The 26707-nt window shown below is 68.5% G+C and carries 26 protein-coding genes; 16 read left to right on the plus strand and 10 right to left on the minus strand.

Annotation, left to right across the window (positions count from 1 at the left end; genetic code table 11):
- Nucleotides 1-41 precede the first annotated feature (41 nt).
- The 5 genes from ASD78_RS08210 to ASD78_RS08230 form a co-directional block, all read right to left on the minus strand.
- A complete protein-coding gene (locus ASD78_RS08210) occupies nucleotides 42-2126 on the minus strand; it encodes a TonB-dependent receptor (protein WP_056100138.1) in 2085 nt (694 codons plus the stop codon).
- Between the two features lie 65 nt (nucleotides 2127-2191).
- Nucleotides 2192-2602, minus strand: a complete 411-nt coding sequence (locus tag ASD78_RS08215) for a DUF2946 family protein (RefSeq protein WP_056100142.1) — start codon at nucleotides 2600-2602, stop codon at nucleotides 2192-2194.
- Between the two features lie 182 nt (nucleotides 2603-2784).
- Complete coding sequence (locus tag ASD78_RS21505) at nucleotides 2785-3813, minus strand: DUF5694 domain-containing protein (protein ID WP_056100145.1); 1029 nt, start codon at nucleotides 3811-3813, stop codon at nucleotides 2785-2787.
- Nucleotides 3814-3961: 148 nt separating this feature from the next.
- Nucleotides 3962-4963, minus strand: coding sequence for a serine hydrolase domain-containing protein (locus tag ASD78_RS08225; protein WP_343123536.1), 1002 nt, complete (start codon nucleotides 4961-4963; stop codon nucleotides 3962-3964).
- 312 nt (nucleotides 4964-5275) lie between these two features.
- Nucleotides 5276-6175, minus strand: a complete 900-nt coding sequence (locus ASD78_RS08230) for a LysR family transcriptional regulator (RefSeq protein ID WP_056100151.1) — start codon at nucleotides 6173-6175, stop codon at nucleotides 5276-5278.
- Nucleotides 6176-6287: 112 nt separating this feature from the next.
- On the opposite strand from ASD78_RS08230, the gene ASD78_RS08235 reads away from it, so the two are divergent.
- Complete coding sequence (locus ASD78_RS08235; protein ID WP_055902232.1) at nucleotides 6288-7091, plus strand: NAD(P)H-dependent oxidoreductase; 804 nt, start codon at nucleotides 6288-6290, stop codon at nucleotides 7089-7091.
- Nucleotides 7092-7187: 96 nt separating this feature from the next.
- On the opposite strand, the gene ASD78_RS08240 is transcribed toward ASD78_RS08235, so the two are convergent.
- The gene (locus tag ASD78_RS08240; protein ID WP_056100153.1) at nucleotides 7188-8081 is read right to left on the minus strand and encodes a LysR family transcriptional regulator; all 894 of its coding nucleotides are present in this window, start codon (nucleotides 8079-8081) and stop codon (nucleotides 7188-7190) included.
- A 165-nt stretch (nucleotides 8082-8246) separates the two neighbouring features.
- Here ASD78_RS08240 and ASD78_RS08245 point away from each other — a divergent pair, with 165 nt between their 5' ends.
- On the plus strand, nucleotides 8247-8624 hold the full coding sequence (locus ASD78_RS08245; protein WP_056100156.1) for a VOC family protein: 378 nt from the start codon (nucleotides 8247-8249) through the stop codon (nucleotides 8622-8624).
- A complete protein-coding gene (locus tag ASD78_RS08250; RefSeq protein WP_056100159.1) occupies nucleotides 8611-9417 on the plus strand; it encodes an SDR family NAD(P)-dependent oxidoreductase in 807 nt (268 codons plus the stop codon). Before ASD78_RS08245 ends, ASD78_RS08250 begins: the two co-directional genes overlap by 14 nt.
- Nucleotides 9418-9505: 88 nt before the next feature.
- On the opposite strand, the gene ASD78_RS08255 is transcribed toward ASD78_RS08250, so the two are convergent.
- Complete coding sequence (locus ASD78_RS08255) at nucleotides 9506-10321, minus strand: aminotransferase class IV family protein (protein ID WP_056100160.1); 816 nt, start codon at nucleotides 10319-10321, stop codon at nucleotides 9506-9508.
- A 143-nt stretch (nucleotides 10322-10464) separates the two neighbouring features.
- Here ASD78_RS08255 and gcvA point away from each other — a divergent pair, with 143 nt between their 5' ends.
- Nucleotides 10465-11406 (plus strand): transcriptional regulator GcvA, encoded by a 942-nt coding sequence (gcvA, locus tag ASD78_RS08260; protein ID WP_056100162.1) that lies wholly within the window; start codon nucleotides 10465-10467, stop codon nucleotides 11404-11406.
- Here the strand turns inward: gcvA and chrA are convergent.
- Entirely contained in the window at nucleotides 11393-12628 is a 1236-nt protein-coding gene (gene chrA / locus ASD78_RS08265) for a chromate efflux transporter (protein ID WP_056100165.1), read from the minus strand. The genes gcvA and chrA overlap by 14 nt on opposite strands.
- A gap of 185 nt (nucleotides 12629-12813) precedes the next feature.
- The gene (locus tag ASD78_RS08270; RefSeq protein WP_055902248.1) at nucleotides 12814-13428 is read right to left on the minus strand and encodes a LysE family translocator; all 615 of its coding nucleotides are present in this window, start codon (nucleotides 13426-13428) and stop codon (nucleotides 12814-12816) included.
- 105 nt (nucleotides 13429-13533) lie between these two features.
- On the opposite strand from ASD78_RS08270, the gene ASD78_RS08275 reads away from it, so the two are divergent.
- The 12 genes from ASD78_RS08275 (at nucleotide 13534) to leuB (ending at nucleotide 26160) form a co-directional block, all read left to right on the plus strand.
- A complete protein-coding gene (locus ASD78_RS08275) occupies nucleotides 13534-13998 on the plus strand; it encodes an Lrp/AsnC family transcriptional regulator (protein WP_200944143.1) in 465 nt (154 codons plus the stop codon).
- A 138-nt stretch (nucleotides 13999-14136) separates the two neighbouring features.
- On the plus strand, nucleotides 14137-14343 hold the full coding sequence (locus tag ASD78_RS08280) for a hypothetical protein (RefSeq protein WP_055902251.1): 207 nt from the start codon (nucleotides 14137-14139) through the stop codon (nucleotides 14341-14343).
- Between the two features lie 155 nt (nucleotides 14344-14498).
- Nucleotides 14499-16232: a dihydroxy-acid dehydratase gene (locus ASD78_RS08285; protein WP_082575539.1), complete on the plus strand. Its 1734-nt coding sequence runs from the start codon at nucleotides 14499-14501 to the stop codon at nucleotides 16230-16232.
- A 45-nt stretch (nucleotides 16233-16277) separates the two neighbouring features.
- Nucleotides 16278-17297 (plus strand): ketol-acid reductoisomerase, encoded by a 1020-nt coding sequence (ilvC, locus tag ASD78_RS08290; protein ID WP_055902257.1) that lies wholly within the window; start codon nucleotides 16278-16280, stop codon nucleotides 17295-17297.
- On the plus strand, nucleotides 17297-19045 hold the full coding sequence (gene ilvG, locus ASD78_RS08295) for an acetolactate synthase 2 catalytic subunit (RefSeq protein ID WP_056100172.1): 1749 nt from the start codon (nucleotides 17297-17299) through the stop codon (nucleotides 19043-19045). The genes ilvC and ilvG overlap by 1 nt, the downstream gene beginning before the upstream one ends.
- Nucleotides 19029-19265, plus strand: coding sequence for an ACT domain-containing protein (locus tag ASD78_RS08300; RefSeq protein ID WP_036111253.1), 237 nt, complete (start codon nucleotides 19029-19031; stop codon nucleotides 19263-19265). The genes ilvG and ASD78_RS08300 overlap by 17 nt, the downstream gene beginning before the upstream one ends.
- Nucleotides 19256-20242, plus strand: a complete 987-nt coding sequence (locus ASD78_RS08305; RefSeq protein WP_082559630.1) for an aminotransferase class IV — start codon at nucleotides 19256-19258, stop codon at nucleotides 20240-20242. Before ASD78_RS08300 ends, ASD78_RS08305 begins: the two co-directional genes overlap by 10 nt.
- A gap of 2 nt (nucleotides 20243-20244) precedes the next feature.
- Nucleotides 20245-21408 (plus strand): threonine dehydratase, encoded by a 1164-nt coding sequence (locus tag ASD78_RS08310; protein WP_082575501.1) that lies wholly within the window; start codon nucleotides 20245-20247, stop codon nucleotides 21406-21408.
- Nucleotides 21405-22994: a 2-isopropylmalate synthase gene (locus ASD78_RS08315; protein WP_056100175.1), complete on the plus strand. Its 1590-nt coding sequence runs from the start codon at nucleotides 21405-21407 to the stop codon at nucleotides 22992-22994. Before ASD78_RS08310 ends, ASD78_RS08315 begins: the two co-directional genes overlap by 4 nt.
- A gap of 76 nt (nucleotides 22995-23070) precedes the next feature.
- Entirely contained in the window at nucleotides 23071-24501 is a 1431-nt protein-coding gene (gene leuC / locus ASD78_RS08320) for a 3-isopropylmalate dehydratase large subunit (protein ID WP_056100180.1), read from the plus strand.
- On the plus strand, nucleotides 24501-25082 hold the full coding sequence (leuD, locus tag ASD78_RS08325) for a 3-isopropylmalate dehydratase small subunit (RefSeq protein WP_056100182.1): 582 nt from the start codon (nucleotides 24501-24503) through the stop codon (nucleotides 25080-25082). The genes leuC and leuD overlap by 1 nt, the downstream gene beginning before the upstream one ends.
- Nucleotides 25072-26160: a 3-isopropylmalate dehydrogenase gene (gene leuB / locus ASD78_RS08330; RefSeq protein ID WP_056100185.1), complete on the plus strand. Its 1089-nt coding sequence runs from the start codon at nucleotides 25072-25074 to the stop codon at nucleotides 26158-26160. The genes leuD and leuB overlap by 11 nt, the downstream gene beginning before the upstream one ends.
- A gap of 38 nt (nucleotides 26161-26198) precedes the next feature.
- Here leuB and ASD78_RS20655 read toward each other — a convergent pair whose 3' ends face one another.
- A complete protein-coding gene (locus ASD78_RS20655; RefSeq protein ID WP_156087666.1) occupies nucleotides 26199-26339 on the minus strand; it encodes a hypothetical protein in 141 nt (46 codons plus the stop codon).
- Nucleotides 26340-26707: the final 368 nt, after the last annotated feature.

The raw sequence follows: 26707 nt of genomic DNA on the forward strand, positions 1-26707 counted from the left end.
CCCGCACGACTTGCGCGAGCTCCGGCCTTCGGCGGACTCGCTCACCGCATCCTCCATTCGAAACCGGCGTAGACCGCGCGCCCTTCTCCGGGCAGAAAATTCGCCTGATCCAGACCCTTCGCATCCGCCACGACATTGGTGCTGGAGATCCACTTGCGGTCGGCCAGATTGCGTGCGTCGACGAACCACGACCATTGCGAGGCGATCTTTCCGCCCAGGCGGACGCCGTAGACCGTATACCCGGGCGCCTTGAACGTGTTGGCATGATCGACGTAGTAGTCCTGCGGCGCCCACTCGACGTTGGGCGCGACATAGAAGCGCTCATCCGGCGACCAATGCAAGGAGGCGCGCAACTGCTGCGGCGGCACGCCGGCGAGTTCGTTGTCGCCGTAGACGGCGTCGTGATCGAAGCGGAAATCGTTCCAAAGGTAGTTGGCAGAAATCAGCCAGGCATCGTTCGGCTGCCAGGCCAGGCCCAGCTCCAGCCCCTGGTGCAGCGTGCGATCGGCGTTGACGGTACCCAGGGGATTGCCGTTGCCGTCGGTCAAGGCCAGCAACTCGCCGTCCACGCGGGCACGGTAGAGCGCGGCATCCAGCGAGAATCCATCGAGCTGCATGCGCATACCGATCTCGGCCGTGGTCGCACGCTGCTTGTCGACCTGGGTGACATTGGGACCACCGGACAGCTCGCCGAAGCTGGGCGGCTCCAGGCTGCGACTGATATTGGCGAACAACTGCGTGCCGCTGTCGACCAGATAGCGCATCCCTAGTTTGGGGCTGACGCCGGAGTAGGAGACATCGAAGCTCTCGTCGCGGCCGGCGGTGATGAATAAGTCGCGCGAGCGCCGGGTCGAGTGCAGACCTTGGGCCCCCAGTGCGAGGATCCACCGCTCGGTCAGCCAGGTCTGGTTTTCCAGGTAGGCCTTGGTATTGCTTGCGCGCTGGTCGAACTTGTTGCTGCGTGCGCCTGCGCGGCCGGCGATGTTGGCGAAACGATCGTCGTCCGTATCGCCCTGCGCAAAGGCCAGACCCGCCACGAACAGGTTCTTATGGTCGCCGAGCCTGCCTTCGCTGCGCCAGCGCAGATCGACGCCCGCGTCCCGGGTGGACTGCTCAAGCACCTGGAAGATCGGGTGGTGCAACGATTTGTCGGCGTAGTAGGCCGACACGGTCAGCGACTGCGTTTGCGAAGGCGTCCACGCCAACTTGCCGGCGATGCGGTCCAGGCGGAAGTCGCGACGCTGGTCCAGGGCGAGACTGCCGGCCGCGGCAGCACGCGGATCGTCTTTGGCCCGGGCCAAGGTCAGGTTGCCGGGCAGTTCCGAGCGTGTATCGACATGCGTGAGATAGACGCGCCCATCCAGCGTATCGCCGAAGCGGTAGCCGGCGTTGCCGAACAGACGGTAGTTCTCCTGGCGGGCATGGTCGCGGTAGCCGTCCTGGTTGAGGCCGGTGAGGCTCAGATAGCCGTCGGCCCGGTCCGTGCTTGCGGCCAACGCCAGCTGCCCGCGCATATAGCCGAAGCTGCCGCCTTCGAGGCGCACGTCGACCGGCGCCGCGTCGTAGCCGGTCGGCGCGACGAAGTTGATCGCGCCGCCGAGCGTGGCCGCGCCGTATTCCAGCGCATTGGCGCCGCGGTAGACCTCGATGTATCGGGCTGCCAAGGGTTCGACCGCCTGGAAGTCGAAGCCGCCGTCGGCGAGATTCAAGGGGCTGCCGTCCTGCAGCAACTCGATGCCGCGGCCGTGGAAAGTGCGCTGCAGGCCGGAACCGCGAATCGACAGTCGCGCCTCCTCGGCGCCGAAGCGCGATTGGATGAACACGCCGGGCGCATAACCGAGCGCGTCGGTCAGGGTGCTGACGCGGCCGCCGCGGTAGGACTCGCCGTCGACCAATGCGGTCGCACCGGCGCGCTGATCCAGGCGCTGCTTCGCCTGCTGAAGACTGTCGACCGTGGCGACATCGGCACGCCGACCGTGCACCTCGACCTTGTCCAGCGTGGTCGCCGGGTCGTTGCGCGGATCGGATGGGGGCGCAGCCTGCGCCGGGCACAGGGGAACGATGACCGCGGCGACGGCCACGGCCAAACGCGACGCACGCGGCGCCGCGAAGCGAAACTTCGACATTGAATAGCTCCAAGAAGCACAAGACGCGCAGCTAAGCCGCGCGGGGTCGGATCACGACTTGTGTTTCAGAGCGCGAGCGGCGGTCCTCGGGAACCGAGGCCGCAGGGGTGCACCTGCCTGCGCCGCGCAAGCATCGGCCGCAACGGAACAAAGGCGTTGCCGGCGAAGGGAAACGCGAGCGCCAGCCACAGCGCCAGGACCATGACGGCCGCCAGCAACGGGCAGTAGTCGCAGTCCATGCCCGGATGCGAATCCGGCTGGGACGGTTTCGGAACGGGGGACTGATCCGCGATGCCGCCCTGGGACAGGTCGACATACTTCAGCCCGGTCATGGTGCAGATGGCCGCCCAGTACGCGCCCACACCTTCGGTTCGCTGTTCCGCCAACCGCCCCAAGGTCGGCACCAAGGCCAGCAGCAGCACGGCGGCTAGCGCCATGCGGGCTATGAGGCGATGGAAGGCAGGGAGGCGGAGCATCCCGATAGTCTAAGGCTAGGGACGGCGGAATCGAATACCGGCACGGAGTCGAAGGACTCCGTGTTGTGTGTCGGATACCGCCTGAGGAGAAATCCGACAGCACGCGCGCGCCGCAGCTGCGCCCACAAGTCGACCTCGCGACCGGAGGTCGATTGCGAACGATAGGGTTCAGGCGGCCAAGCTCACCTCAGCACCCGCTGCACGTCGACGATCTCCACACCCAGCATCTGCCCGAGCAGGGTATCGAACCACGGCTTGTGCATGCTGCCCACGATCGACAGCACTCGCGCGCCGGGACGCTCGCGAAAGGTTTCGCGGATATTGGCCACCATGCGCTGATTGCGGATCTCCCAGCCGGCGACATAGAGCTGACCGTAACGTTGCAGCGAGGGGTCGCGCAGCGCCGCGGCGAAATCGCTTTCCATGGCGATGCGCATCACTTCGGGGCGGTTGATGTAGCGGTAGAGACCCAGCATATCGCCGGTCTTGATCAGCTCGGCCTCGCGATCGCGGATGGGTTGCGCCTTCGGCGCGGCCTTGCTCCAAGCCTCCTGTATCGCCTTGCCGAAGGCCTCGCTGTCGGGCACGTCGACATTGTCGCCGGTGTGGTCGTCGACTGCGTACACGCGCTGCAGGCCCAGTCGTGCTGCCAGGCGTGCGGCGATCAGGGTGTTCTCGTTGTTGCCGCGCATGGACTTCTCGAGCATGGCCACCAGCGTCGCGTCCAGGCCGTCGCCAGCGCGACGCTCGGCCTGCGGCAGTTGCAGCCACTGCACCAGGGCCGACGCGCTGTCGTTGGCCGCCATGAACAACGCCGCCAGGCGCCTGCGCTGCGAGGGTGCGGGCGCCGCGGGCCAGGCCTTCAGCGTTCTGTGTACTTCGCCGATCGCCGCCGGCACGTCCAGCCCCGTCGCTGCCTTCGCCGCGTCGGTCTTGCGACAGTACGGCCCCGGGCCTTCCGAGCCGTAAATCGTGGGATGCCGCGCGGCCAGATCGCATTGCTCGCCGGAGAGCGCCTCGACGGTGATGACGTCGGGCTTGAACTCGGCCAGCCGGTCGACCACCGGATCCAACGTGTCTTGCTTGAAGCCATCGGGCAGTTGACTCAGATGCACCGAGCCCAGCACCAGCACCTGCGAAGTCGGCCCCACCATGTCCTTGTCGAGCGTGGACGTGTCCGCTTGCGTCGCCGCAGCAGCAGGACCGGCCATACCGAACAGCAATCCCCACGTTACCAATGCCTTTCGCAAAGTCCTGCTCCTCTTAGCATCCGTTGTAATCGCGAACGCAGAGGCTAGCTCTGCGTCGTCTCGCCTTCCAGTGCGCATATTCATGGGATCTCCGTTTCGCGATGCGGATCTATTGCGCGCGGCCAGGCGGCAGCGGCTGGTAAAGTGCGGCGATCTTGGGGATCAGGTTTTCCGGATTCGACCCGACGAGGTTGGTCAGCACCACGATGGCCAGGCCCTCGTCCGGATAGATCACGAAAGCGGCGCGGGCACCGCCGATGCCAGCGACCTGGCGACGGGGAGACGTCGCCAATACCGGCCATCCCGCCGACCAAGCCCCGTCGGTGCCGTCGTTCAACTTCTCCGGCGTCCACATGCTGCGGACGCTGGCCGCGCCGATCAGCCGGTCGCTGGACAGCGCGACGATCCAACGCGCCAGTTCGTCCGCCGTGGTCTGCAGGCCGCCGCCCGCCCAGAGACTGTAGGGCATGTCGTAGATCCAGTGGGTCAGACGGTTGCCGTCGTCCGCCGCAAGGCTGCCGCGCGGGAAGTAGCTGTACATGGTCGCGGCATTGGGAACGAGGTCGTAACTGGCGCCGAAGGTCGTTTTGCGCATGCCCGCAACGGCGAACTGGCGCTGCGCGAGATAGCGCTCGTACGGCATCCTGGTTTGCTTGACGATGATCTGCGACAGCAGGCCGTAGTTGGTCTGGTTGTAGGCGTATCGCGTGCCGATGGGCGCTTCCATGGGTAGCGCCTTCACCGCCTTCCATGCATCGGCTTCGGTGCCGCCGCCGATCACGCCCTGCTGATCGGCGATGTCGGGCAGGCCGGAGGTATGCCCAAGCAGCTGACGGACGCGGATGCTGCGCCAGGCCTCGGGCAAGTCGTCCAGGTAGCGCGAGATAGGGGCATCGAGGTCCACCTGCCCCGCTTCCGCCAGCTGCATCATGGCCACGCCGGTAAACGGCTTGGTCGCGGAGTTGATGGGGAACAAGGTGTCGCGGGTGGCCGGCACACGGTTCTCGACGTTGGCCAGGCCATAGCTTTCGGACAGCACCACCCGAGCGTCCTTGACGACCGCGACCTGCAGGCCCGGGATGCGCTGATCCTTCATCGCCTGCTGCACCAATCGCCGGGTGCGTTCGTTGGCGTCGTCCAGAGTGTTGGCCGCGGCCCCCAGCCCGGTTAGCGACCACAGAGCGGCGACGATGATCGCGGTGACACGGTGCTTTCCGAACAGCATTGGGCTTCCTCAGGCGACCGCCGATGGCGGGATGGTGAACGTTTGCGCCGCGCGCAGTGTCGTGCGCGGCGGACCCGACACTGGGACGCACGACGAGGTCATATGGTTTAAACCGGTAGGGAGAAATCGGCTCAGCGCTTCGTCCGGCTCCGTCGGGGGCCGGCACGCGGGAGCCGAGACGGCTTGCGCCGTGTTCGCCTACGCGCCGACCAGGGCGGAGACCGTCTCTCTGAGCCAGCGCTGCCCGCTGTGTCCGTGATTGCGCTCGTGCCACACCATCACGATACCGAATCCTTCCACCGGGAAAGGACAGTTGGTCACGGTCAGCTTGTCGCTGCGGTCGCGCACCAGACGCTCAGGGACCAGGGCCACGAAGTCCGACTGGGCCACGAGTTCCGGCACAAACAGGAACGAAGCCGCGGACAACACCACATTGCGGCGATGCCCGAGCGCGGCCAGCGCGTTGTCCACCGGCGTGGTGAATCCGCCGCCGCGCGGCGACACGATCACGTGCTCCAGCGCGGCGAACTGCTCGACCGTGAGCTTCTTGCGCAGCCGGGGATGATCGCGGCGCCCGATCAATACGTAACGTTCTTCGAACAAAGGCTTGGCGCGTAGCGCCGGCGGTGCGGTTTCGGGCGTAATGAACGCCAGGTCGACTTCGCCGCGTGCCATCTGCGCTTCCAGTTGCGTCGCATCGAGCGTGCGCAGCGCCACGCGCATGCCGGGCGCGCCGATCCTGAGCTGCTTGATGAGCGGCCTGACCACCGCCGTCTGCAGGTAGTCCGAGCAGGCGATGGCGACGATCAATCGAGCCTTGGCCGGATCGAAACTGCTGTGCGTGGCGACCGTGGCGCGCACCTGATCCAGCGCCAGGCGCAAGGGATCGAGCAGGTCGGCGGCCTTGGCGGTCGGGATCATCCCGCGTTGCACCGGAATCAGCAGCGGGTCGTCGAACATGTCGCGCAGCCGACTCAACTGGGCGCTGACAGCGGGCTGGCTCAGGTGCAAACGGGCGGCCGCCTTGGTCACGTTCTGCTCGACCAGCAAGGCCTCCAAGGTGACCAGCAGATTGAGGTCGAGGCGCTTGCTATCCATTGGATGGATGGTAGCGGAAAGATTTCGCAATTTCACAGATAGCTCGGCCGCACGGAGACTTGCTCCATCGCCCCGGCCCGGAGCCTGGGTGCATCGATATGGAGCGAAAGCCATGAAGAAGATCCTGATAGTCCATGCCCACCCCGAGCCGGCGTCCTTGAACCGGCAACTCGTCGACGCGGCCGTCCAGACGCTGCAGGAGCAGGGACACGAGGTCCTGACGTCCGACCTGTACGGCATGCGCTGGAAGGCGGTGTTCGACGAGGACGACTTCCCCAGCCGCGCCGATCCGGATCGCCTGCATTTCGTGCGCGAGTCCGGGCATGCCTATGCCAACGGACGCCAGACCTCCGACGTCGCCGCCGAGCAGGAGAAAGTGCTGGCCGCCGACGCCGTCATCCTGCAGTTTCCGCTGTGGTGGTTCGGCATGCCCGCCATCCTCAAGGGCTGGGTGGATCGGGTCTGGGCCTATGGTCTGGCATACGGCTACCAGGGCGCCGGCAACCGATACCGTTACGGCGACGGCGCTTTCAAAGGCAAGCGCGCGATGCTGTCGGTGACGGTCGGCGGGCCGGCTGCCGACTATTCGCCGCGCGGCATCAACGGGCCGCTGGAGCAACTGCTGTTTCCGATCACGCACGGGACCTTGTTCTTTCCCGGCATGGACGTGCTGCCCACGCATGCCGTCTATGGCACCGGGCAGATCGACGAGGAGGCCGTGGCGGCGGCGAAGGCGGCATGGCGCTCGCGCCTGGAGCGCTTGTTCGAGGAGGCGCCGATCCCGTTCCGGCGCCAGAACGGCGGGGACTATCCGGACCGCCACGTACTGGCGAGCGATGTCGCTGCCGGCCAGACCGGGCTGCTGGCGCATGTGGCGGACAGGCGGACCGCGCCGCATGCTCTGGAGGAAGCCTGAAGTCGCGATGCTGGCGGGCCGAAGGCCGCGGATTCTGAGTTCGCGCGCCCGGATCGCGCGCTCGGATTGCGCACTCAGATCGCGCGCCTGGGCGCATCAAGCCAGCGGATTGAGCTGCGCCTGCAACTGCGCGAATTCCTGCACCACGAAATCCACCAAGGCGCGGATGCGCGGCGTGTCGCGCATATCCGAATGAAAGCCGACGCGCACCGCACGCACGGGCATGGGCTGCGGCAGCGCCACACGATGCAAGTCCGCATCCCGTTCGCCCATGAAGCAAGGCAGCACGGCCATGGCGGCGCCGCTGCGCACGGCAGCGAGATGCGCGCGCAGGCCATTGGCGTGCAGCACCGTACGCGCACGGTGGGCCAAGACCGGCAACCAGGCCTCGTGCGGCACCTCGCCTGCGGCACGATCCAGCAGCACCAGCCGGTGGCCGCTGAAACCGTCTGCTGCCTCAGGCCGGCCGTGGCGTTCGATATAGCTCGCCGACGCGTACAGCGCGTAGGCGACGTCGCCGATGCGGCGCTCGACCAGGTTCTCCTGCGCGAACGAGCCGAAGCGGAAGGCCAGGTCGGCTTCGCGCCGCGCCAGGTTGAACACCTTGGTGTCGTTGACCAGTTCGATCAGCAGGCCGGGATGCGAGGCGCCGAAGCGCGCGAGCATCGGCGCGATCACCTCGTCCCCCAGCCAATCCAGACTGGTCACCAGGATCTCTCCGCTCAGGCCGGTATCGCGCGCGGCTACTTGCCGTTGCACCGACAGCGCGCCGGCGTCCATCTGCTCCAGGCCGTCGATCAGCGACTGGCCCAGCGCGGTGAGCCGCAGGCCGCCGGCATCGCGGTCGAACAGCTTCGCGTCCAGCCGCCGTTCCAAGCCGTCCAGGCGCCGGCTCACGGTGGGCTGGGTCGTGCCCAGCGCGCGCGCCGCGGCGCTGAGGGTTCCATTGCGGGCGACAGCCAGTACCACTTTCAGATCATCCCAATCCATCGTCGTCGGTCCGAGCCTGTCCCATGCGTTTTTGAATGACCGGCATGCCAAATCGATGACTGCATTCGCTGGCAGCGCTTCCTAGACTGTCACGCAGTTCCGCAGGCGGACAAGTCTCCGCTCACGGCCACGTCGGAGCAGCATTCTGGTTTCGGGAATCGAGGCATGCTCAAGATCGACCACCTGATCCTCCGCGTCAGCGATGCGAAAGCGTCGGTGCTGTTCTATCGGCGAGTGCTCGACCTCGCACACGAAGGCGAGGCCGGCCCGTTCCAGGTGCTGCGCATCAACGACGACTGCGTGCTCGACCTGCTGTCCGAGCCGCCGAAAGACCCGGTCCACCTCGCCTTCCATCTGGATCGCGACGCCTTTGAGGTCGTACGCGACCGGCTGCGGGCGATGGAGGTCGCGTTCGGCGGCGATCCTTTCGTTCGCGACGGCCGCTCCGCCCAGCAGTACGGCGCCCGTGGTTGGGCGGAGGCGCTGTACTTCTTCGATCCCGATCGACATAACATCGAGGTACGCACTCATGATCGACGCTGACGCTCCGACCGCTGCCACGCTTGCCGGTCCGTCCACGCATCCCGACCTGCGCGGCAAGATGGCCGTGGTCACCGGCGGTTCGCGCGGCATCGGCGCGGCCACCTGCCTGGCGCTGGCACGCAACGGCGTGCGGCTGGCGATCAACGGCCGCGACCCTGCCGCCGTGCAGGTGAGCGTCGCGGCCGTGCAGGCCGCCGGCGGCGAGGCGATCGGCGTGGAAGCCGACTGCTCGGATCTCGCCCAGGTTCAGCGCATGCAGGCTCGCGTCGAAAGCCATTTCGGCGCACCGGACTTCGTACTCGCCTTCGCCGGAGGCGGCACGGGCCGGCCGGTCCCGGTACAGGACATCAGCGAACAGGACTGGCGTTCCAGCCTGGACAACAACCTCACCTCGACCTTCTTCACCATCAAATGCTTTCTGCCCGGCATGTTGGCGCGCGGCAGCGGCGGGATTCTGACCATGGCCTCCGCCGGCGCCCGCGTCGCATCGGGTGCGCCCGCGGGCTACGGCGCGGCCAAGGCCGGCGTCATCATGCTGAGCCGCCACCTGGCGCAGGAAGTCGGCCCGCAGGGCTTGCGCGTCAACTGCATTTCGCCGTCGGCGGTACTGACCGAACGCACGCGCGCCGCGCTTACGCCGGAGCGGCAGGCGCGGATGCTGGAAGGTTTCCCGCTCGGGCGGCTGGGCACGCCGGACGACGTGGCCGCGGCATCGCTGTTCCTGCTCAGCGATGCTTCGGCCTGGATCACGGGGGTGGTGCTGGACGTAGCGGGCGGCCGGGTCATGGTCTGAGCCGGTATCTAGTCGCCGGCACGCCGTAGTCACTGGACGAGCGAGACCGCCTCACCGCCGGCAACAGGCTCCGACAGTCGGCGCAGCTTTACGGCGTGGAGAACGGCTCGGCCTCGTACGCGCGATGCAGCAATTCCAGAAAGCGCGGAGCCTCGGGCCAGGACAGATCGTCGATCCGATGCACGGCCACGCCCGGCGTCCAGGAGTTCATCACCGTAGCGCCCGCGAGGCCCGGCAGGTCTGCGCGCGTCAGCTCCTGCATGCGCTGCGCGACGCCGAGACGCTCCAGCTGACGGCGGACGATGCCCATGGTGGTCCCGCCCAGCATCTCGGCCATGGGCCATACCACCGCCTCGCCGTCCCAGAAGGCCAGGTTCCAGATCGAAGCCTCGCTGAGCCGGCCGCGCCTATCGACGAAGGCCGCGTCGTCGTAGCCCTGCGCCACCGCCTGACGCAGAAAATAGGTCTTGGCGACCTCGCCGACGTGCTTCAACGCCGGCAGCATGCGCTCGTGTTCGACCGTCATCAGCGCCAACGGGCCTTTCGGACCCGATGCGGCCGCGCCGGCGCGGACCAGCATCGCGGGCTCCACCTCCGTGCCGGCCACGGTGAACTCGCCCGCAGGCGAGTACACGGTAGCGATCAAGGAGAGATCGGACGGGCCGCCGGCGAGCGCCGAACGCAAATACGAGCGCACGCGATCGTCGGGCAAGGCGCGCCCGAACAGTGCCATCGAGGCATGCCGCAACCGATCCAGATGCAGATCCAGGCCGCGCACCCGGCCGCCGCGTACCTGCATCGCGGTGAAGTGCGCGTAGCCGGCGAAGGCGAGTGGCGCCAAATCTTCGGCGCCGGCCGCGCGGCCGTTACGTTGAACCACGGCAGATGCCGAATGTCTGGACATGTATTCGCTCCAAGAAGTTCGAGCCGAGCAGCAGCGTCGCCGCGCTCCTGCCTGGAGTTTGTCTGCGCCGCACTATCCGCCGTTGACCGAGGCTTGGGAAACGAGTAATTCTCGTCGGATCATCAAATGCGATTTGAAGATCGATGAGCCGCATGCTGCCCGGAACGCGGGCGCTTCGAACCTTCGAGGCGGCCGCGCGCCACTTGAATTTCAGCCGCGCGGCCGAGGAGTTGGGACTGACGCCGGCCGCGGTCAGCCACCAGATCAAGGACATCGAGGACCAGCTCGGCCTGACGCTGTTCGTCCGCAGCAGCCGCCGCATCCAGCTCACTCCGGCCGGCACGGTGCTGCTCGAAGGCACTGCCGCCGCGCTCGACAGTCTGCAGGCTGCGGTCGCCCGCGCCCGTCGCACGGCTCGGGGCGAGACGCGCCTGCACGTCTCGCTGAGCGCACGCCTGGCGACCAACTGGCTGCTGCCGCGCTTGCCGCGGTTCCAGGCCGCGCATCCGGACCTGGAGCTGAGCTTCGACGTCAGCGATGAGCTGCGCGATTTCGCTACCGACGATGTCGATGCCGCGATCCGTTTCGGCACCGGCCGGTACCCGCGCACGCGATCGGATCGTCTGTTCGATACCACGATCGTCGCGGTGTGCAGCCCGAAGCTGCTCGAATCAGGCGCGCCGCTGCGGGAACCACGCGATCTGCTGCAGCACCGGCTGTACTACGTGGACTGGAAGGCCGGCGACATGGTCTGGCCGAACTGGCGTATGTGGATGAGCGCGGCCGGCATCGACGGTTTCGACGACAGCCGTTGCGTGGGCTTCTCCGATTCCAGCCATGTGGTGCAGGCCGTGATCGACGGCGGCGGTGTCGGCCTGGCCGATCTGGACATGATCGGCAACGACCTCGCCCAGGGAAGGCTGGTGCGCTTGTTCGATATCGGCGTGAACGTGGCGCCGGACTACGCCTATCACCTGGTCTACCCGGAGAGCAGCCGCGACGACCCGCGCGTGCTCGCGTTTCGCGAATGGTTGCTGGGCGAAACCGCGCCGGCGGCGGGCGGACCTGCCGTTACAGACCGATGAAACCCTGCAGCAAACGCCAGCCTACCGCTGCGCCGACGCACCACAGCACCGCCCAGATCGCCGAGCGCTTCAGTACCGTCACCAACACCAGTCCCAGCGCGACGATGGCCGCATCCGCGAGGCTCTTCACCCCTTCGCGCCAGACCGGGTCGTACAGCGCCGCCGCCAGCACGCCGACGACCGCTGCATTGATCCCCGCCACCGCCCGCGCCGCCCACGGCCGCCGCACCAGCAGCGTCCACAGCGGCAGGGCCGCGATCAGCAGCAAGAAGCCCGGCAGGAAAATGCAGAGCAGCGCCACCGTCGCCGCCAGTACCGGCGTAACGCCGAGATCGACGCTCGTTCCCAGGTAGGCGGCCAGAGAGAACATCGGCCCGGGCACGGCCTGTGCGGCGCCGTAGCCTGCGAGGAAGGCGTCGGCGCCGAGCCAGCCCGGGGCGACGAGTTGGTCCTGCAACAGCGGCAGCACCACGTGCCCGCCGCCGAACACCAGGCTGCCGGACTGATAGAACGCTGCGGCCAGTCCGGCCAGGGACGGCGCGGCGCGCGGCAGTGCAAGCGCAGCCGCCAGGCCCAGCAGGAACAGCGCCATGCAGACGATGGCGAGGCGACGGCCGTACGGAATCGAGAATGCGGCCGCGTCGTGGACCGCGGCGGGACGGCACAGCCATAGGCCGATCGCGCCGCCGGCCAGGATCGCGAGCAATTGCCACCACGCGCTGCCGGCGGTCAGTACCAACGCACAGGCACCGGCGGCGATGCACAAGCGGCGCAGGTCCGGCGTCAGCGTGCGCGCCATGCCCCACAGGCCGTGCGTCACGATCACCACCGCGACCAATTTGAGGCCGTGCAACCAGGCCAGGCCGGCAGGATGCCCGAACGCGCGCGGCGCGTAGACGGCGAAGCCGAACATCAGCAGCGCCGACGGCGAGGTGAATCCCACAAACGCAGCCAGCGCGCCGCGCCAGCCCGCGCGGAACAGGCCGATGGCGAAACCCATCTGGCTGCTCGCCGGCCCGGGCAGGAATTGGCACACCGACAGCAACTGCGCGAAGGACGCGTCGTCGAGCCAGCCGCGGCGGCGCACGAACTCGTCGCGGAAGTAGCCCAGATGGGCGATCGGCCCGCCGAACGAACTCAGGCCCAGGCGCAGAAATAGCGCGAAGACCTCCCAGGCGCTGCCGCGGGCGACCCTCACAGCCTGCGTATCGGTGTCGGACAAGAACCGCTCCTGCTGGATCGCACCACGCTATCCCCGGATTGTTTCAGGTCGGACCGGGCGCCCGCCATGCCGGGATGCGAGGCCGCGGAAGCGCTCAGTCTCCTGGGCGCTCCCTGTCGGCAGAAGCGGAGCGAACCGCCCGGCGATGGAGCGCTTCGCCCGCGATTCGCCGTTCCGCAACGCAACTAACCGGTCGCCAGCACGCCCGCGGCCACCGCCACCAGAGCGCCGGACACGCCTTCCACCCAGCGACGCCGCCCATCGCTTGCGCGACCGGCGCGGCGACCGCCGTAGGCCAGCACCAGACTCAAACCGGTGTAGACCAGGCCGCACAGCACGATGAAGATCGCCGACAGCACGATCGCCTGTAGCGCAGCCGGCGCATCGGGGCGCATGAACTGCGGCAGGATCGCGAAGTAGATCATCATGCCCTTGGGATTGAGCGCGGCGGTCAGGAAGCCGCGCCGGAACGGCGCGCCCTGCGTGCCGGTTCGCAGATCGACCGAACCGGCCTTCATCGCCGAACGCAGCAATCGCAGGGCCAGGTAGGCGAGGTAGCCGACGCCGATCCAGCGCAGCGCTTCGAACAACAAAGGCGACGCGGCGATGATCGCCGCCAGCCCCAGGGCCACCAATAGGGAATGCACGACATAGCCGGCGCAGACACCGGCGGTGGCGCGCAGGCCCGCCGCCGCGCCGGCGTTGATGGCCTGGGAAGCGATGAACAGCATGTCCGGCCCCGGGGTACAGATCAGCGGCAGCACGGTGGCGGCGAACAGCAGCGCAGTGGTCGATTCCATGACGGACAGCGTACGTCACGAGCGGCGCTATCGGGTTGCTAATATTGCCGAAAATTCTGATAAATTGGCATGTAAAGCCAATTTTCTACCAAACAAGGCGCATCAATGCCAATCAAGCTGGACGAGATCGATCGCCGCATCCTGCGCGCCCTGCAGCGCGACGGCCGCCTGCAGAACACCGAGCTGGCGCAGGAAGTCGGGCTGTCGCCCTCGCCCTGCCTGAGGCGGGTGCGGCTCCTGGAGGAAGCCGGGGTGATCGAGCGCTACGTCGCCGTGCTCGATGCCGCCCAGATCGGCATCGGCATGACCCTGTTCACGCGCGTATGGCTGACCGCGCAGGACGCGGACACGATCGAGCACTTCATCGAGGCGATGAAGCGGCTGCCGCAAATAGTGGAGTGCTACATCATGCTCGGCGAGAGCGACGCGCTGCTGCGCGTGGTGGTGCAGGACCTGGACGACTACCGGCGCTTCCAGACCCAGCACCTGACCCGCGCCAACGGCATCCAGAACGTCAAGACCGACCTGCCCAGCCAGATCGTGAAGCAGAGCTACGCCCTGCCGGTGTAGCTGCGCCACAGAGCGATGTCGCATTGCGCCCCGGGCCGCGGTACGCCGTGAAGCCGCCCTCACGGCGCATATGGACTGCCTATATCTAATGTCCACACGCAGTGCACACAGCCGTCCGCGGACCGGCGATAGTTTTTCATGAAACAGTTGACAGCCCCGATCGAGCATGTTTTTCTCGACCTCATGACGCAGCGCAACAACCACCCGCAGACCACGCTCAAGGCCGCCACGGCCTCGAACGACGTCGCGCGCGTTGCGCTCCGACTCGCTCCGGCGATCGCCACGTCCATTCTCGTCCTCGTACTTATTACCGGGCTTACCAGCGCGGGAGTCGGGTTCGTGTAGCAAAACACACAGCCCCAAGGTCGAAAGAACCTGAACCCCGCGCCCAAAAGGCGCGGGGTTTTTCGTTTTCAGGCCCTGGGGTTCGAAAGAACGCTGCCGTTGCGCCATAGACGGCAGCCATGAATTCAAACCGCAAGCTCAAGGAACGCGTTTCAGTGAGAAGCAACGCCATCAAGCAAGGCCCGGCCCGAGCCCCCGCACGCGCGATGCTGCGCGCGACCGGTCTCGACGACGCGGCCATCGCCAGACCGCTGGTTGCCGTGGTCCACACCTGGTCCGACGTTTCGCCATGCAACATCACCCTGCGCGATCTGGCCCAGCACGTGCGCCGCGGCGTGACCGAGAACGGCGGCACGCCGATCGAGTTCAACACCATCGCGGTCACCGACGGCATCGCCATGGGCACCGACGGCATGCGCGCCTCGCTGGCCTCGCGCGAAACCATCGCCGATTCGATCGAGCTGGCGGTGTCCGGGCATTGCCTGGACGCGATGGTGCTGCTGGTCGGCTGCGACAAGACCATCCCGGCCGCGGCGATGGCGGCGGCGCGCCTGGATATCCCGACCGTGATCCTCTACGGCGGCACGATCATGCCGGGCCATTGCCCGTCCAAGAAAGGCGCGGCCGACGACAAGCCGCTGACCGTGCAGGACGTGTTCGAAGCGGTCGGCGCGCATTCGGCCGGGCGCATCGACGACGCCGAACTGCACCGCATCGAATCCCACGCCTGCCCCGGCGCCGGCGCCTGCGGCGGCCAGTTCACCGCCAACACCATGGCGATGGTGCTGACCTTCCTGGGCCTGTCGCCGCTGGGCTTGAACGACATCCCGGCGATCCACGCCGACAAGCCCGAGGCCGCGCGCACCTGCGGCGAGCTGGTCATGCAGCAGTTGCGTAAGGGCGGACCGAAGCCGCGCGCGCTCCTCTCCCCGGCCGCGCTGCGCAACGCCGCGCGCGCGGTCTCGGCCACCGCCGGCTCGACCAATGCCGCCCTGCATCTGCTGGCGATCGCGCACGAAGCCGGCGTGGCGTTCGACCTGGAGGAATTCGAAGCCGCCGCGCACACGCCGGTGATCGCCGACCTGAAACCGGGCGGCCGCTACACCGCCGCGGAGATGTACCAATTCGGCGGAGCGGCACTGGTGGCGCGCGAACTCAAGGCGGCCGGTTTGATCGAGGACATTCCCACGGTCACCGGCCGTTCCTTTTTCCACGAACTGGCCGACGCGGTCATGGCCGACGAACAGGACGTGGTGCGTCCGGTCGCCGATCCGATCAAGCCGCGCGGCGGCTACTCGGTGCTGTACGGCGACCTCGCGCCGGAGGGCTGCATCCTCAAGCTCGCCGGCCACGGCCGCGAGCACTTCGAAGGCCCGGCGCGCGTGTTCGACTCCGAAGAAGACGCGTTCGCCGCCGTGCAGTCGCGCCAGGTGCGCGCCGGCGACGTGGTGGTGATCCGCTTCGAAGGTCCCGCCGGCGGCCCCGGCATGCGCGAAATGCTGGCGGTGACCGCGGCCCTGGTCGGCCAGGGCCTGAGCAACGACGTCGCCCTGATCACCGACGGCCGCTTCAGCGGCGCCACCCACGGCTTCATGGTCGGCCATATCTCGCCGGAAGCCGCGCACGGCGGCCCGATCGCGCGTCTGCGCGAGGGCGATCTGGTCAGCATCGACGTGCGCACGCGGCGTTTGAACGTCGCCGCCGACCTGGCCGCGCGCGAACCCGCACGCATCGCCGCGCGCGTGACCACGGGCGTGCTCGCCAAGTACGCGCGGCTGGTCGGCTCGGCCTCGCAGGGCGCGGTTACCGCGCCGGGGCCGCTGCAGTCGCCGCCGGCTCGAACGATTTCCGCCGCACTCATCGCCACACCCGTTACCGAACCCGCCTGATCCGCCTCTTCCATCGCTCGCTCCTCCATTCCCGAGACCACAGACATGACCGCTACGACCTTCCGTCCCAAGATCGCCATCGTCGGCTACGGCAGCCAGGGCCGCGCGCACGCGCTGAACCTGCGCGACTCCGGTTTCGACGTCACCGTCGGCCTGCGCCCGGGCGGCCCGACCGAGATCAAGGCCAAGGCCGACGGTTTCACCGTCAAATCGCCCGCCGAGGCCGTCGCCGGCGCCGAACTGGTCGCGGTGCTGACCCCGGACATGGTCCAGGCCCAGCTCTACCGCGATGTGATCGAACCCAACATCGCCCAGGGCGCCTGCCTGCTGTTCGCGCACGGCTTCAACGTCCACTACGCCCAGATCGCGCCGCGCGCGGACCTCGATGTCGTACTGGTCGCGCCCAAGGGCCCGGGCGCGCTGGTGCGACGCGAGTACGAGATCGGCCGCGGCGTGCCCAGCGTCTACGCCGTGCATCAGGACCGCAGCGGCCGCGCCGAAGAATTCGCCCTGACCTACTGCGCCGGCATCGGCGGCGCGCGTCAGAACGCGATCAAGACCACCTTCAAGGAAGAGACCGAGACGGATCTGTTCGGCGAGCAGGCGGTGCTGTGCGGCGGCGCGACCAAACTGGTCCAGGCCGGCTGGGAAACCCTGGTCGAAGCCGGCTACCAGCCCGAGGTCGCCTACTACGAGTGCCTGCACGAACTGAAGCTGATCGTGGATCTGTTCTACGAAGGCGGCGTGACCCGCATGCACGAGTTCATCAGCGAGACAGCGCAGTACGGCGCGCTGACCCGCGGCCCCTACGTGGTCGACGAGGACACCCGCGCGCAGATGCGGCGCGTGCTCAAGGAAATCCAGGACGGCACCTTCGCCCGCCAGTGGATCGCCGAGTACGCCTCGGGCAACGCGAACTACAAGGCGCTCAAGCAGGCTGACCTGGATCACCCGATCGAAGCCGTCGGCAAGAAGCTGCGCGCCAACATGAAATGGCTGGATACCGCGCCCACCGCGCAGCCGGCCCCCGCCACCCGCGGCGAACGACAGGAAGAGGCTGCCTGATGAACGGTGCCCGCTGGCTGGCGCAAGCGCTGGCCGCAGAAGGCGTGGACACGCTGTTCGGTTATCCGGGCGGCACCATCATGCCTTTCTACGACGCTTTGCACGGGTCGGACCTCAAGCATGTGCTGGTCCGTCACGAGCAAGGCGCCGCTTTCGCTGCCAACGGCTACGCCCGTGCCAGCGGGCGAGTCGGCGTATGCGTGGCGACCTCCGGTCCCGGCGCATCCAATCTGGTCACCGGCATCGCCGACGCGATGCTGGATTCGGTGCCCATGGTCGCGATCACCGGCCAGGTCCCGACCTCGCTGATGGGCACCGACGCGTTCCAGGAGCTGGACGTGTTCGGCATGACCCTGCCGATCGTCAAGCATAGCTTCCTGGTGCGCCGCGTCGACGATCTGCCGCGCGCGGTCGGCGAAGCGTTCCGCCTGGCGCGCTCCGGACGCCCGGGTCCGGTGCTGATCGACCTGCCCAAGGACGTGCAGAACGCCGACGCCTCGCACCTGGCCGCGCACCGGCCGCTGCCGACCGACCCGCTGCCGGCCGCGCCGGAGGCGGCGTACCACGAGGCCGCGGCGCTGATCGCGCATGCGCGCAAGCCGCTGGTCTACGGCGGCGGCGGTATCTGCCTGGGCGATGCGGTGGACGCGTTCCGCAGCTTCGTCGAAGGCAGCCAGATCCCGGCGGTGCTGACGCTCAAGGGCCTGGGCGCGCTGCCGGCCGACCATCCGTTGAACCTGGGCATGCTGGGCATGCACGGCAACCGCGCCGCCAACCTGTCGGTGCAGGAATGCGATCTGCTGATCGTGGTCGGCGCGCGTTTCGACGACCGTGCCACCGGCAAGCTGGCCGAGTTCGCGCCGAACGCGCGCGTGGTTCATCTGGACCTGGACCCGGCCGAGATCGGCAAGCTGCGTCACGCCGACGCCGTAGTCAACGGCGACCTGCGCCGCTCGCTGGAGGCACTGACGCCGGCCTGCGCCGCGCAGACGAAAGGCCGCAACGGCGGCGCGCGCAGCAGCTGGCGCGACACCTGCCTGCAGCGCAAGCGCGAGTGCGCGCCGCGTTACGACGCGCCGGGCGAGACCGTGTACGCGCCGGCGTTGCTGCGGCGCCTGTCGCAACTGGCGCCGGACGCCGTGGTCACCTGCGATGTCGGCCAGCACCAGATGTGGGTCGCGCAGCACTGGCGCTTCGACGATCCGCGCAAGCACCTGACCAGCGGCGCGCTGGGCGCGATGGGTTTCGGCCTGCCGGCCGCGATCGGCGCGCAGATGCAGGACCCGTCGGCGCGCGTGATCTGCGTCAGCGGCGACGGCTCGTTCCTGATGAACGTGCAGGAGCTGGCGACCGTCGCCCGCTACCGCCTGCCGGTCAAGATCGTGCTGCTCGACAACCAGGCCTTGGGCATGGTGCGGCAGTGGCAGGAGCTGTTCTTCGACCGTCGCTATTCCGAGGTCGACCTGTCCGACAACCCGGACTTCTGCGCGATCGCCGCCGCTTTCGGCGTGGCCGCGTTCCATGTCGAACGCGCCGACGCGGTCGACGAAGCCCTCGCCGCGATGCTGGCCTGCGACGGGCCGGCGCTGCTGCACGTGGCGATCGATCAGGAAGCCAACGTCTGGCCGCTGGTTCCGCCCAACCGCAACAACGCCGAAATGATGGACCCGGAAGCCGATGCGATCGCGGCCGCCGCCTCTCCCACCCCCGCCACCGACAAGGAGGATGCCCATGCGATACCAGCTTGAACTGACCCTGCGCCAGGCCGAAGGCGCGCTGGCTCGCGTATTGGGCGCCGCCGAACGGCGCGGCTTCCGTCCCCTGTCCGTGGACGGCGAAGCGCAACCCGATGGCGACCGCTGGCACCTGCGCATGACCGTGGAAGGCGACCGCGCCGACACCGCCCTGCAGAGCCAGCTCGCCAAGCTCTACGACTGTCTTGCCGTCGAGGTGTCCCCATGCAGTTGAACGTCGAAACCCTGGCCGCGCCCGCCGCGGCCGAGGCCCAGCACGCCTATGCCGGCGCCGCTGCGCGCGAACGCAGCTATGCGCCCGCGCGCAGCGGCGTGCCGCAACCCGCGGGCCAGGCGCTGATCTGGTTCGACGGCGAGTTCGTCGCCGCCGATGCGCCGGAAGCGCCGCTGACCACCCATGCCATGCACTACGGCACCGCGGTGTTCGAGGGCATCCGCAGCTACGCCACCGCCGACGGCGGCGCGGCCGTGTTCCGCCTGCCCGAGCACATGGAACGCATGCGCAAGGGCGCCGAAATGTTCGGCATCGACTTCGATGTCGAACGCGCCAGCGCCGCGACCGTGCAGACCCTGCGCGCCAACGGCCACCGCGACGCCTACATCCGCCCGCTCACCTGGATGGGCACCGGCACGATCGGCCTGGACGTGGATCCGCTGAGCCAGCACCTGATGATCGCGACGATGGCCAAGGTCGTGCATCTGGGCGGCGCGCGCACGCGCCTGACGGTGTCGCCGTGGAAACGCAACCCGGCGACCTCGCTGCCGGCGCTGAAGCTCAGCGGCGCCTACGTCAATTCGATCCTGGCCAAGCGCGAAGCCAAGCAGCGCGGCTTCGACGAGGCCCTGTTCACCGACGACAAGGGCTATGTGGTCGAGTGCACCGGCGCCAATGTGTTCATGGTCAAGAACGGCGTGATCACGTCCATCGAGCACCGCGATGCGCTGCCGGGCATCACCCGCGACACCATGATCGCGCTGTCCGGCGCGCAGTCGCGCGAGGTGACCCTGCACGAGCTGCTGGATGCGGACGAAGTCTTCGTCTGCGGCACCGCTGCCGAAGCCACGCCGATCGCGGTGCTGGACCGCCGCGAGTTCGGCGACAACCCGCTCACCCGCGAGCTGTCGGCGCAGTACGCGCGCGTGGTGCGCGGCGAAGATCCGCGCCATCGCGCGTGGCTGACGCCGGTCTGAGCATGGACAGCGACGTAGCCAGCCCGGTATGCGTTAGCGCCGCCGACCTGTTGGCGGCGCAGGCGCGCCTGCGGCGTTACCTGGACCCGACGCCGCTGCACCACGCCGAACGTTTCGGCTGCTGGTTGAAGCTGGAAAACCTGCAGCGCACCGGTTCCTACAAGGTGCGCGGCGCACTCAACGCCCTGCTGGCCGGGCGCGAACGCGGCGATCACCGCACCGTGATCGCCGCCTCCGCCGGCAATCATGCGCAGGGCCTGGCCTGGGCCGCGTATCGGCTGGGCGTCAACGCGATCACGGTGATGCCGCGCTGCGCGCCGCAGACCAAGATCGCCGGCGTCGCCCACTGGGGCGCCACGGTGCGCCTGCATGGCGACAGTTACGACGAGGCCAAGGCCTTCGCGATCGAACTGGCCGAGCAACACGACTACCGCCTGCTGTCGGCCTTCGACGATCCCGACGTGATCGCCGGCCAGGGCACGGTCGCGCTGGAGATGGCCGCGTTCGCGCCCGATGTGGTGCTGGTGCCGATCGGCGGCGGCGGTCTGGCCGCCGGCGTGGCGATGGCGCTGAAGTCGGAACTGCTGTCCGGCAGCGCCGCAGCGCGCCGCGTGCGCGTGATCGGCGCCCAAGTGGAAGGCGTGGACTCGATGGCGCGCGCCCTGCGCGGCGACCGTCGCCTGATCGAGCCGGCCGCGACCCTGGCCGACGGCGTGCGCGTGAAAGACCCCGGCCGCCTGACCGAGCGCGTGCTCAGCGAACTGCTGGACGACGTGGTGATCGTGCGCGAAGCCGAGCTGCGCGAGACCCTGGTCCGGCTGGCGTTGGAAGAACACATCATCGCCGAGGGTGCGGGCGCGCTCGCGCTCGCGGCCGGCCGCCGCATCGCCGGCAAGCGCAAATGCGCGGTGGTCTCCGGCGGCAACCTCGACGCCGGCGTACTGGCGCGGCTGCTGTCGGAAGTGCGGCCGCGCGCGCCGCGCCGTCCGCGCCGGCGCACCCGCGAGACGCCCGCGTACGAGGCCGCCGCGGCCGAAAGCGCCGCCGTCAAAGACGACGTCTATCGGCTGGCACGACTTAGATCCGGGCCGTCGCCGCAAGCGCGCACGGCCCACACGCCCTCCCTTGCCCCGCACCCCACTTTGATCGAGGACGTCCCCGCATGAACCCGTCGCCCGGACCGGTAGTACCGATAGACCACGCCCCGCAGCACATCGCCATTTTCGACACCAGCCTGCGCGACGGCGAACAATCGCCCGGCTGCAGCATGAGTTCCAGCCAGAAGCTGCGCTTCGCCCATGCCCTGGCCGAACTGGGCGTGGACGTGATCGAAGCCGGCTTTCCGGCCAGCTCCGACACCGAAATCGAGGCCGTGCGCGCGATCGCGCGCGAAGTGCGCGGCTCGACCCTGGCGACCCTGGCGCGCTGTCACGTCGGCGACATCGAGGCCTGCGCGCAGGCCCTGGACGGCGCCGCCAAGCCGCGCATCCACGTCTTCATCTCCACCAGCCCGCTGCATCGCGAGCACAAGCTGGGCCTGAGTCGCGAGCAGGTGCTGGAACGCGCGGTGATGGGCGTGGAACTGGCGCGCCGCTACGCCGACGACGTCGAGTTCTCGGCCGAGGACGCGCTGCGCACCGAGCCCGAGTTTCTGGCCGAGATCTGCAGCGCGGCGATCGCCGCCGGCGCGCGCACCCTGAACATCCCCGACACCGTCGGCTACACCACACCCAGCGAAATCCGCGCCCTGTTCGAGTACCTGCGCGCGAACGTGCGCGACGCCGAACGCGCCGTCTTCAGCGCCCACTGCCACAACGACCTGGGCCTGGCGGTGGCCAATAGCCTGGCCGCGATCGAAGGCGGTGCGCGCCAGGTCGAATGCACGATCAACGGCATCGGCGAGCGCGCAGGCAACTGCGCGATGGAAGAACTGGTGATGGCGCTGCGCGTGCGCGGCGGCTACTACAACGCCCAGACCCGCATCGACACGCGCCGGCTGGTGCCGACCTCGCGCCTGCTGTCGCGCATCACCGGCATGGCCGTGCAACGCAACAAGGCCATCGTCGGCCAGAACGCGTTCGCGCACGAGTCCGGCATCCATCAGCACGGCATGCTCAAGCACCGCGGCACCTACGAGATCATGAATCCCGAGGACGTGGGCTGGGCCCAGTCGCAAATGGTGCTGGGCCGCCACAGCGGCCGGGCCGCGCTCAGCGACCGCCTGCAGACCTTGGGCTTCGTGGTCGACGAAGCGCGCCTGAACGCGGTATTCGCCAGCTTCAAGGCGCTGGCCGACAAGAAGCGCGAAGTCTTCGACGCCGACCTGGAAGCGCTGGTGCTGGGCGCCGACGCACGGGCCGCGCGCGGCCACCGCCTGGCCCGCGCTCACGTCAGCACCGGCATCGCCGGCGACAGCCTGCCGACCGCGAGCGTGCAGCTGGTCGATCCCGACGGCGTCGCGATCAGCGAAGCCGCGGTCGGCGACGGTCCGGTGCATGCGCTGTTCGCGGCGCTGGCGCGCGCGACCGGCGTGCAGTTGCAGATCGACAGCTACCACGTCTCCAGCGTGACCACCGGCGACGACGCCCAGGGCCAGGCCAGCGTGACCGCACGCGTGGACGGGACCGAGCTGACCGGCTCGGGCACCAGCACCGACATCCTCGAGGCCAGCGCGCTGGCTTGGCTGGACGTCGCCAACCGGGTGCTGCGCACGCGCCAGCAGGCGCCGCAGCGCCTGGCCGCAACCGCCTGAGCGCGACCGCCCGATCACGAACGCCTGAGCCGCTCCAACCCAACAACGCCACAGCCATAACGCCAAAGCAGACCCCATGACCACGCCCAGAACCCTGTTCGACAAACTGTGGGACGCCCACCTGGTCACGCCCGAGACCGAGGCCGTGCCGGCGGTGCTCTACGTCGACCTGCACCTGATCCACGAAGTCACCACGCCGCAGGCTTTCGCCGAACTCGACGCGCGCGGCCTGTCGCCGCGCCGCCCCGACCTGACCAAGGGCACGCTCGACCACTCCACTCCGACCCTGCCGCGCGGCGCCGACGGCCGCCTGCCCTACTACACAGAGGAAGCCGAGCGCCAGGTCGACACCCTGCGCCGCAACTGCGCGCGCCACGGCATCGAACTGTTCGACTACGACAGCCCGCATCGCGGCATCGTCCACGTGATCGGACCCGAACTGGGCCTGACCCAGCCCGGCATGACCATCGTCTGCGGCGACAGCCACACCGCCACCCACGGCGCGTTCGGCGCGCTGGCCTTCGGCATCGGCACCAGCGAAGTCGGGCATGTGCTGGCGACTCAGTGCCTGCTGCAGCGCAAGCCGCGCACGCTGGCGATCAACATCGAAGGCGAACTCGCGCCCGGCGTGGGCGCCAAGGACCTGATCCTGCACGTGATCGGCGAGATCGGCGTCAACGGCGGCACCGGCCAGGTCATCGAGTACCGCGGTTCGACCGTGCGCGCGCTGTCGATGGACGAACGCATGACCGTCTGCAACATGTCGATCGAAGCCGGCGCGCGCGCCGGCCTGATCGCGCCCGACCAGGTCACCTACGACTATCTGGCCGCGACGCCACGGGCGCCGCAGGGCGTGGACTTCGAGCGTGCGGTCGCGCGCTGGAGCGCGTTCGTAGGCGACGAGGGCGCGCGCTTCGACCGCGAAGTGCATATCGACGCCAGCCAGATCAAGCCGACCCTGACCTGGGGCACCCACCCGGGCCAGGTCGCCGCGGTCGATGCGCAGCTGCCGGTCGCGCAGGACGCCGACGCCGCCAAGGCGCTGGCCTACATGGGCCTGAGCGGCGGTGCGGCGCTGGCCGGCGCGCCGGTGGACGTGGTCTTCGTCGGCAGCTGTACCAACTCGCGCCTCACCGATCTGCGCCAGGCCGCGCAGGTGCTGCAGGGCCGGCGCGTGCATCCGCGCGTACGCATGCTGGTGGTGCCCGGCTCCGAGCAGGTCAAGCGCGAGGCCGAGGCCGAGGGCATCGACCGCATCGTGCGCGCGGCCGGCGCCGAGTGGCGCGAGCCGGGTTGCTCGATGTGCATCGCGATGAATGGCGATCTGGTCGGACCCGGCCAGCTCGCGGTATCGACCAGCAACCGCAACTTCGAAGGCCGCCAGGGCAAAGGCGCGCGCACGCTGCTGGCCTCGCCGCTGACCGCGGCCGCCTGCGCCATCGCCGGCGAGGTCACCGATCCGCGCGCCTACCTCGGCGATGCCGTAGCCGCGCGGGAGGTGGCCTGATGTCCGCCTTCACCGAACTGACCTCGCGCACCGTGGTGCTGCGCGAACGCAACATCGACACCGACCAGATCATCCCGGCGCGCTTTCTGACCACCACCGAGCGCCAGGGACTGGGCCGTTTCGCGTTCAACGACTGGCGTTACCTCGCCGACGGCACGCCCAACCCGGAGTTCGTCTTCAACCGGCCCGAGAACGCCGGCGCGCAGATCCTGGTCGCCGGCCGCAACTTCGGTTGCGGGTCCTCGCGTGAACACGCGCCCTGGGCTTTGACCGACCTGGGCCTGCGCGCGGTGATCAGCACCGAGATCGCCGACATCTTCCGCAGCAACGCACTGAAGAACGGCCTGCTGCCGATCGTGCTCGACAACGACGTGGTCGATGAATTGCTGGAACGCCCCGGCATCGAGCTGCGCATCGACGTCGCCAGCCGCAGCGTGATCCTGCCCGGCGGCGCGCGCGTGCAATTCCCGCTGGATGCCTTCGCCCAGACCTGCCTGCTCGAAGGCGTGGACCAGCTCGGCTACCTGCTCAAACAACAACCCGCCATCCAACGCTTTGAGGAACTGCGTCATGCACGCTGAAATCGTCGTATTGCCGGGCGACGGCATCGGCCCCGAGGTCACCGCCGCCGCCGTGGAAGTGCTGCGCGCCGTCGGGCGCCGCTACGGCCACAGCTTCGTCTTGCGCGAGCACCTGATCGGCGGCGCCGCGATCGACGCTACCGGCGAGCCCCTGCCCGAAGCCACCCTGGCCGCCTGCCGCAACGCCGACGCAGTGCTGCTGGGCGCGGTCGGCGGACCGAAGTGGTCGGACCCGAAGGCGAAGGTGCGTCCCGAACAGGGCCTGCTGGCGCTGCGCAAGGGCTTGGGCCTGTACGCCAACCTGCGCCCGGTGAAGCCGCATGCAGCGACCCTGGGCGCCTCGCCGATCAAGCCGCACCTGCTCGCCGGCGTCGATCTGCTGGTGGTGCGCGAGCTCACCGGCGGCATCTACTTCGGCCAGAAGCAGCGCAGCGCCGACAGCGCCAGCGACCTGTGCGAGTACAGCGTGGCCGAGATCGAACGCGTGGTGCGCCACGCCTGCACCCTGGCGCGCAGCCGTCGCGGCCATGTCGTGTCGGTGGACAAGGCCAACGTGCTGGAGACCTCGCGGCTGTGGCGCGAAGTCGCGACCCGCATCGCCCGCGACGAATTTCCGGACGTGACCCTTGAGCATCAACTGGTCGATTCGATGGCGATGCATCTGATCGCCAAGCCGCGCGCGTTCGACGTGATCGTGACCGAGAACATGTTCGGCGACATCCTCACCGACGAGGCCTCGATGCTGGCCGGTTCGCTGGGCCTGCTGCCGTCGGCGTCGCTGGGCGAAGGCAAGGTCGGCCTGTACGAACCGATCCACGGCTCGGCCCCCGACATCGCCGGCCGCGGCATCGCCAACCCCTGCGGCACCATCCTCAGCGCGGCGATGCTGCTGCGTCATTCGCTGGGCCTGCCCGGCGAAGCCGACTGCATCGAGCAGGCGGTCTCCGCGGTGCTGGAACGCGGCGTACTCACCGCCGACCTGGCCCCGGGCGGGCGCGGCGCGAGCACGGCCGAGGTGACGGCGGCGGTGCTGGCGCAGTTGGAACTGCCGTGCCAGGTGGCGGAATTGCGGGATTGAGGCTGGCGGCCGCGCGGAAAGGCGCGGCGGTTCAGCGCTTAAGCGGTGCGGTTGTCGTTGCGGTTGCCGTTGCGGTTGCGGTTGCGGTTGCGGTTGCGGTTGCCGTTGCCGTTGCCGTTGCCGTTGCCGTTGCCGTTGCCGCGGCATTGAAATCCATTGAGCCGCACCACGACGAACAATCGTAGACCCGAAGGGCGGCGCGCAGGACGCGCGCCGTTTTTCGAGGAACAGGATGTTCCTTCGAAAAATCCCCGCGCCAACTCCGATCTCGCGCGGGAGGGTTGTCAAGGCAAGCCCTTCTCTTTGGTTACTTTCTCTTGGGCTAGCAAGAGAAAGTGACCCGCTCGCGCAGCGGGCGGAAGCCTTTGCTTAAGAACGAAACCAGCAAAGCAGCCGAAATTCGCAATCGCGGCTTACGCCGCTCCCACAGAAAGCGAAGCCAATCCGAATCGAAGCCAGCGCGGTAGCCGAAGGGCGCGGTCGCGGCTCACGCCGCTCCTACCCCAGGGCGAGTGGCAAGAGAAAGTGACCCGCACGCGCAGCGGGC

This window comes from Lysobacter sp. Root667, from assembly GCF_001427715.1.
In the GTDB taxonomy this organism is placed as follows: domain Bacteria; phylum Pseudomonadota; class Gammaproteobacteria; order Xanthomonadales; family Xanthomonadaceae; genus Lysobacter.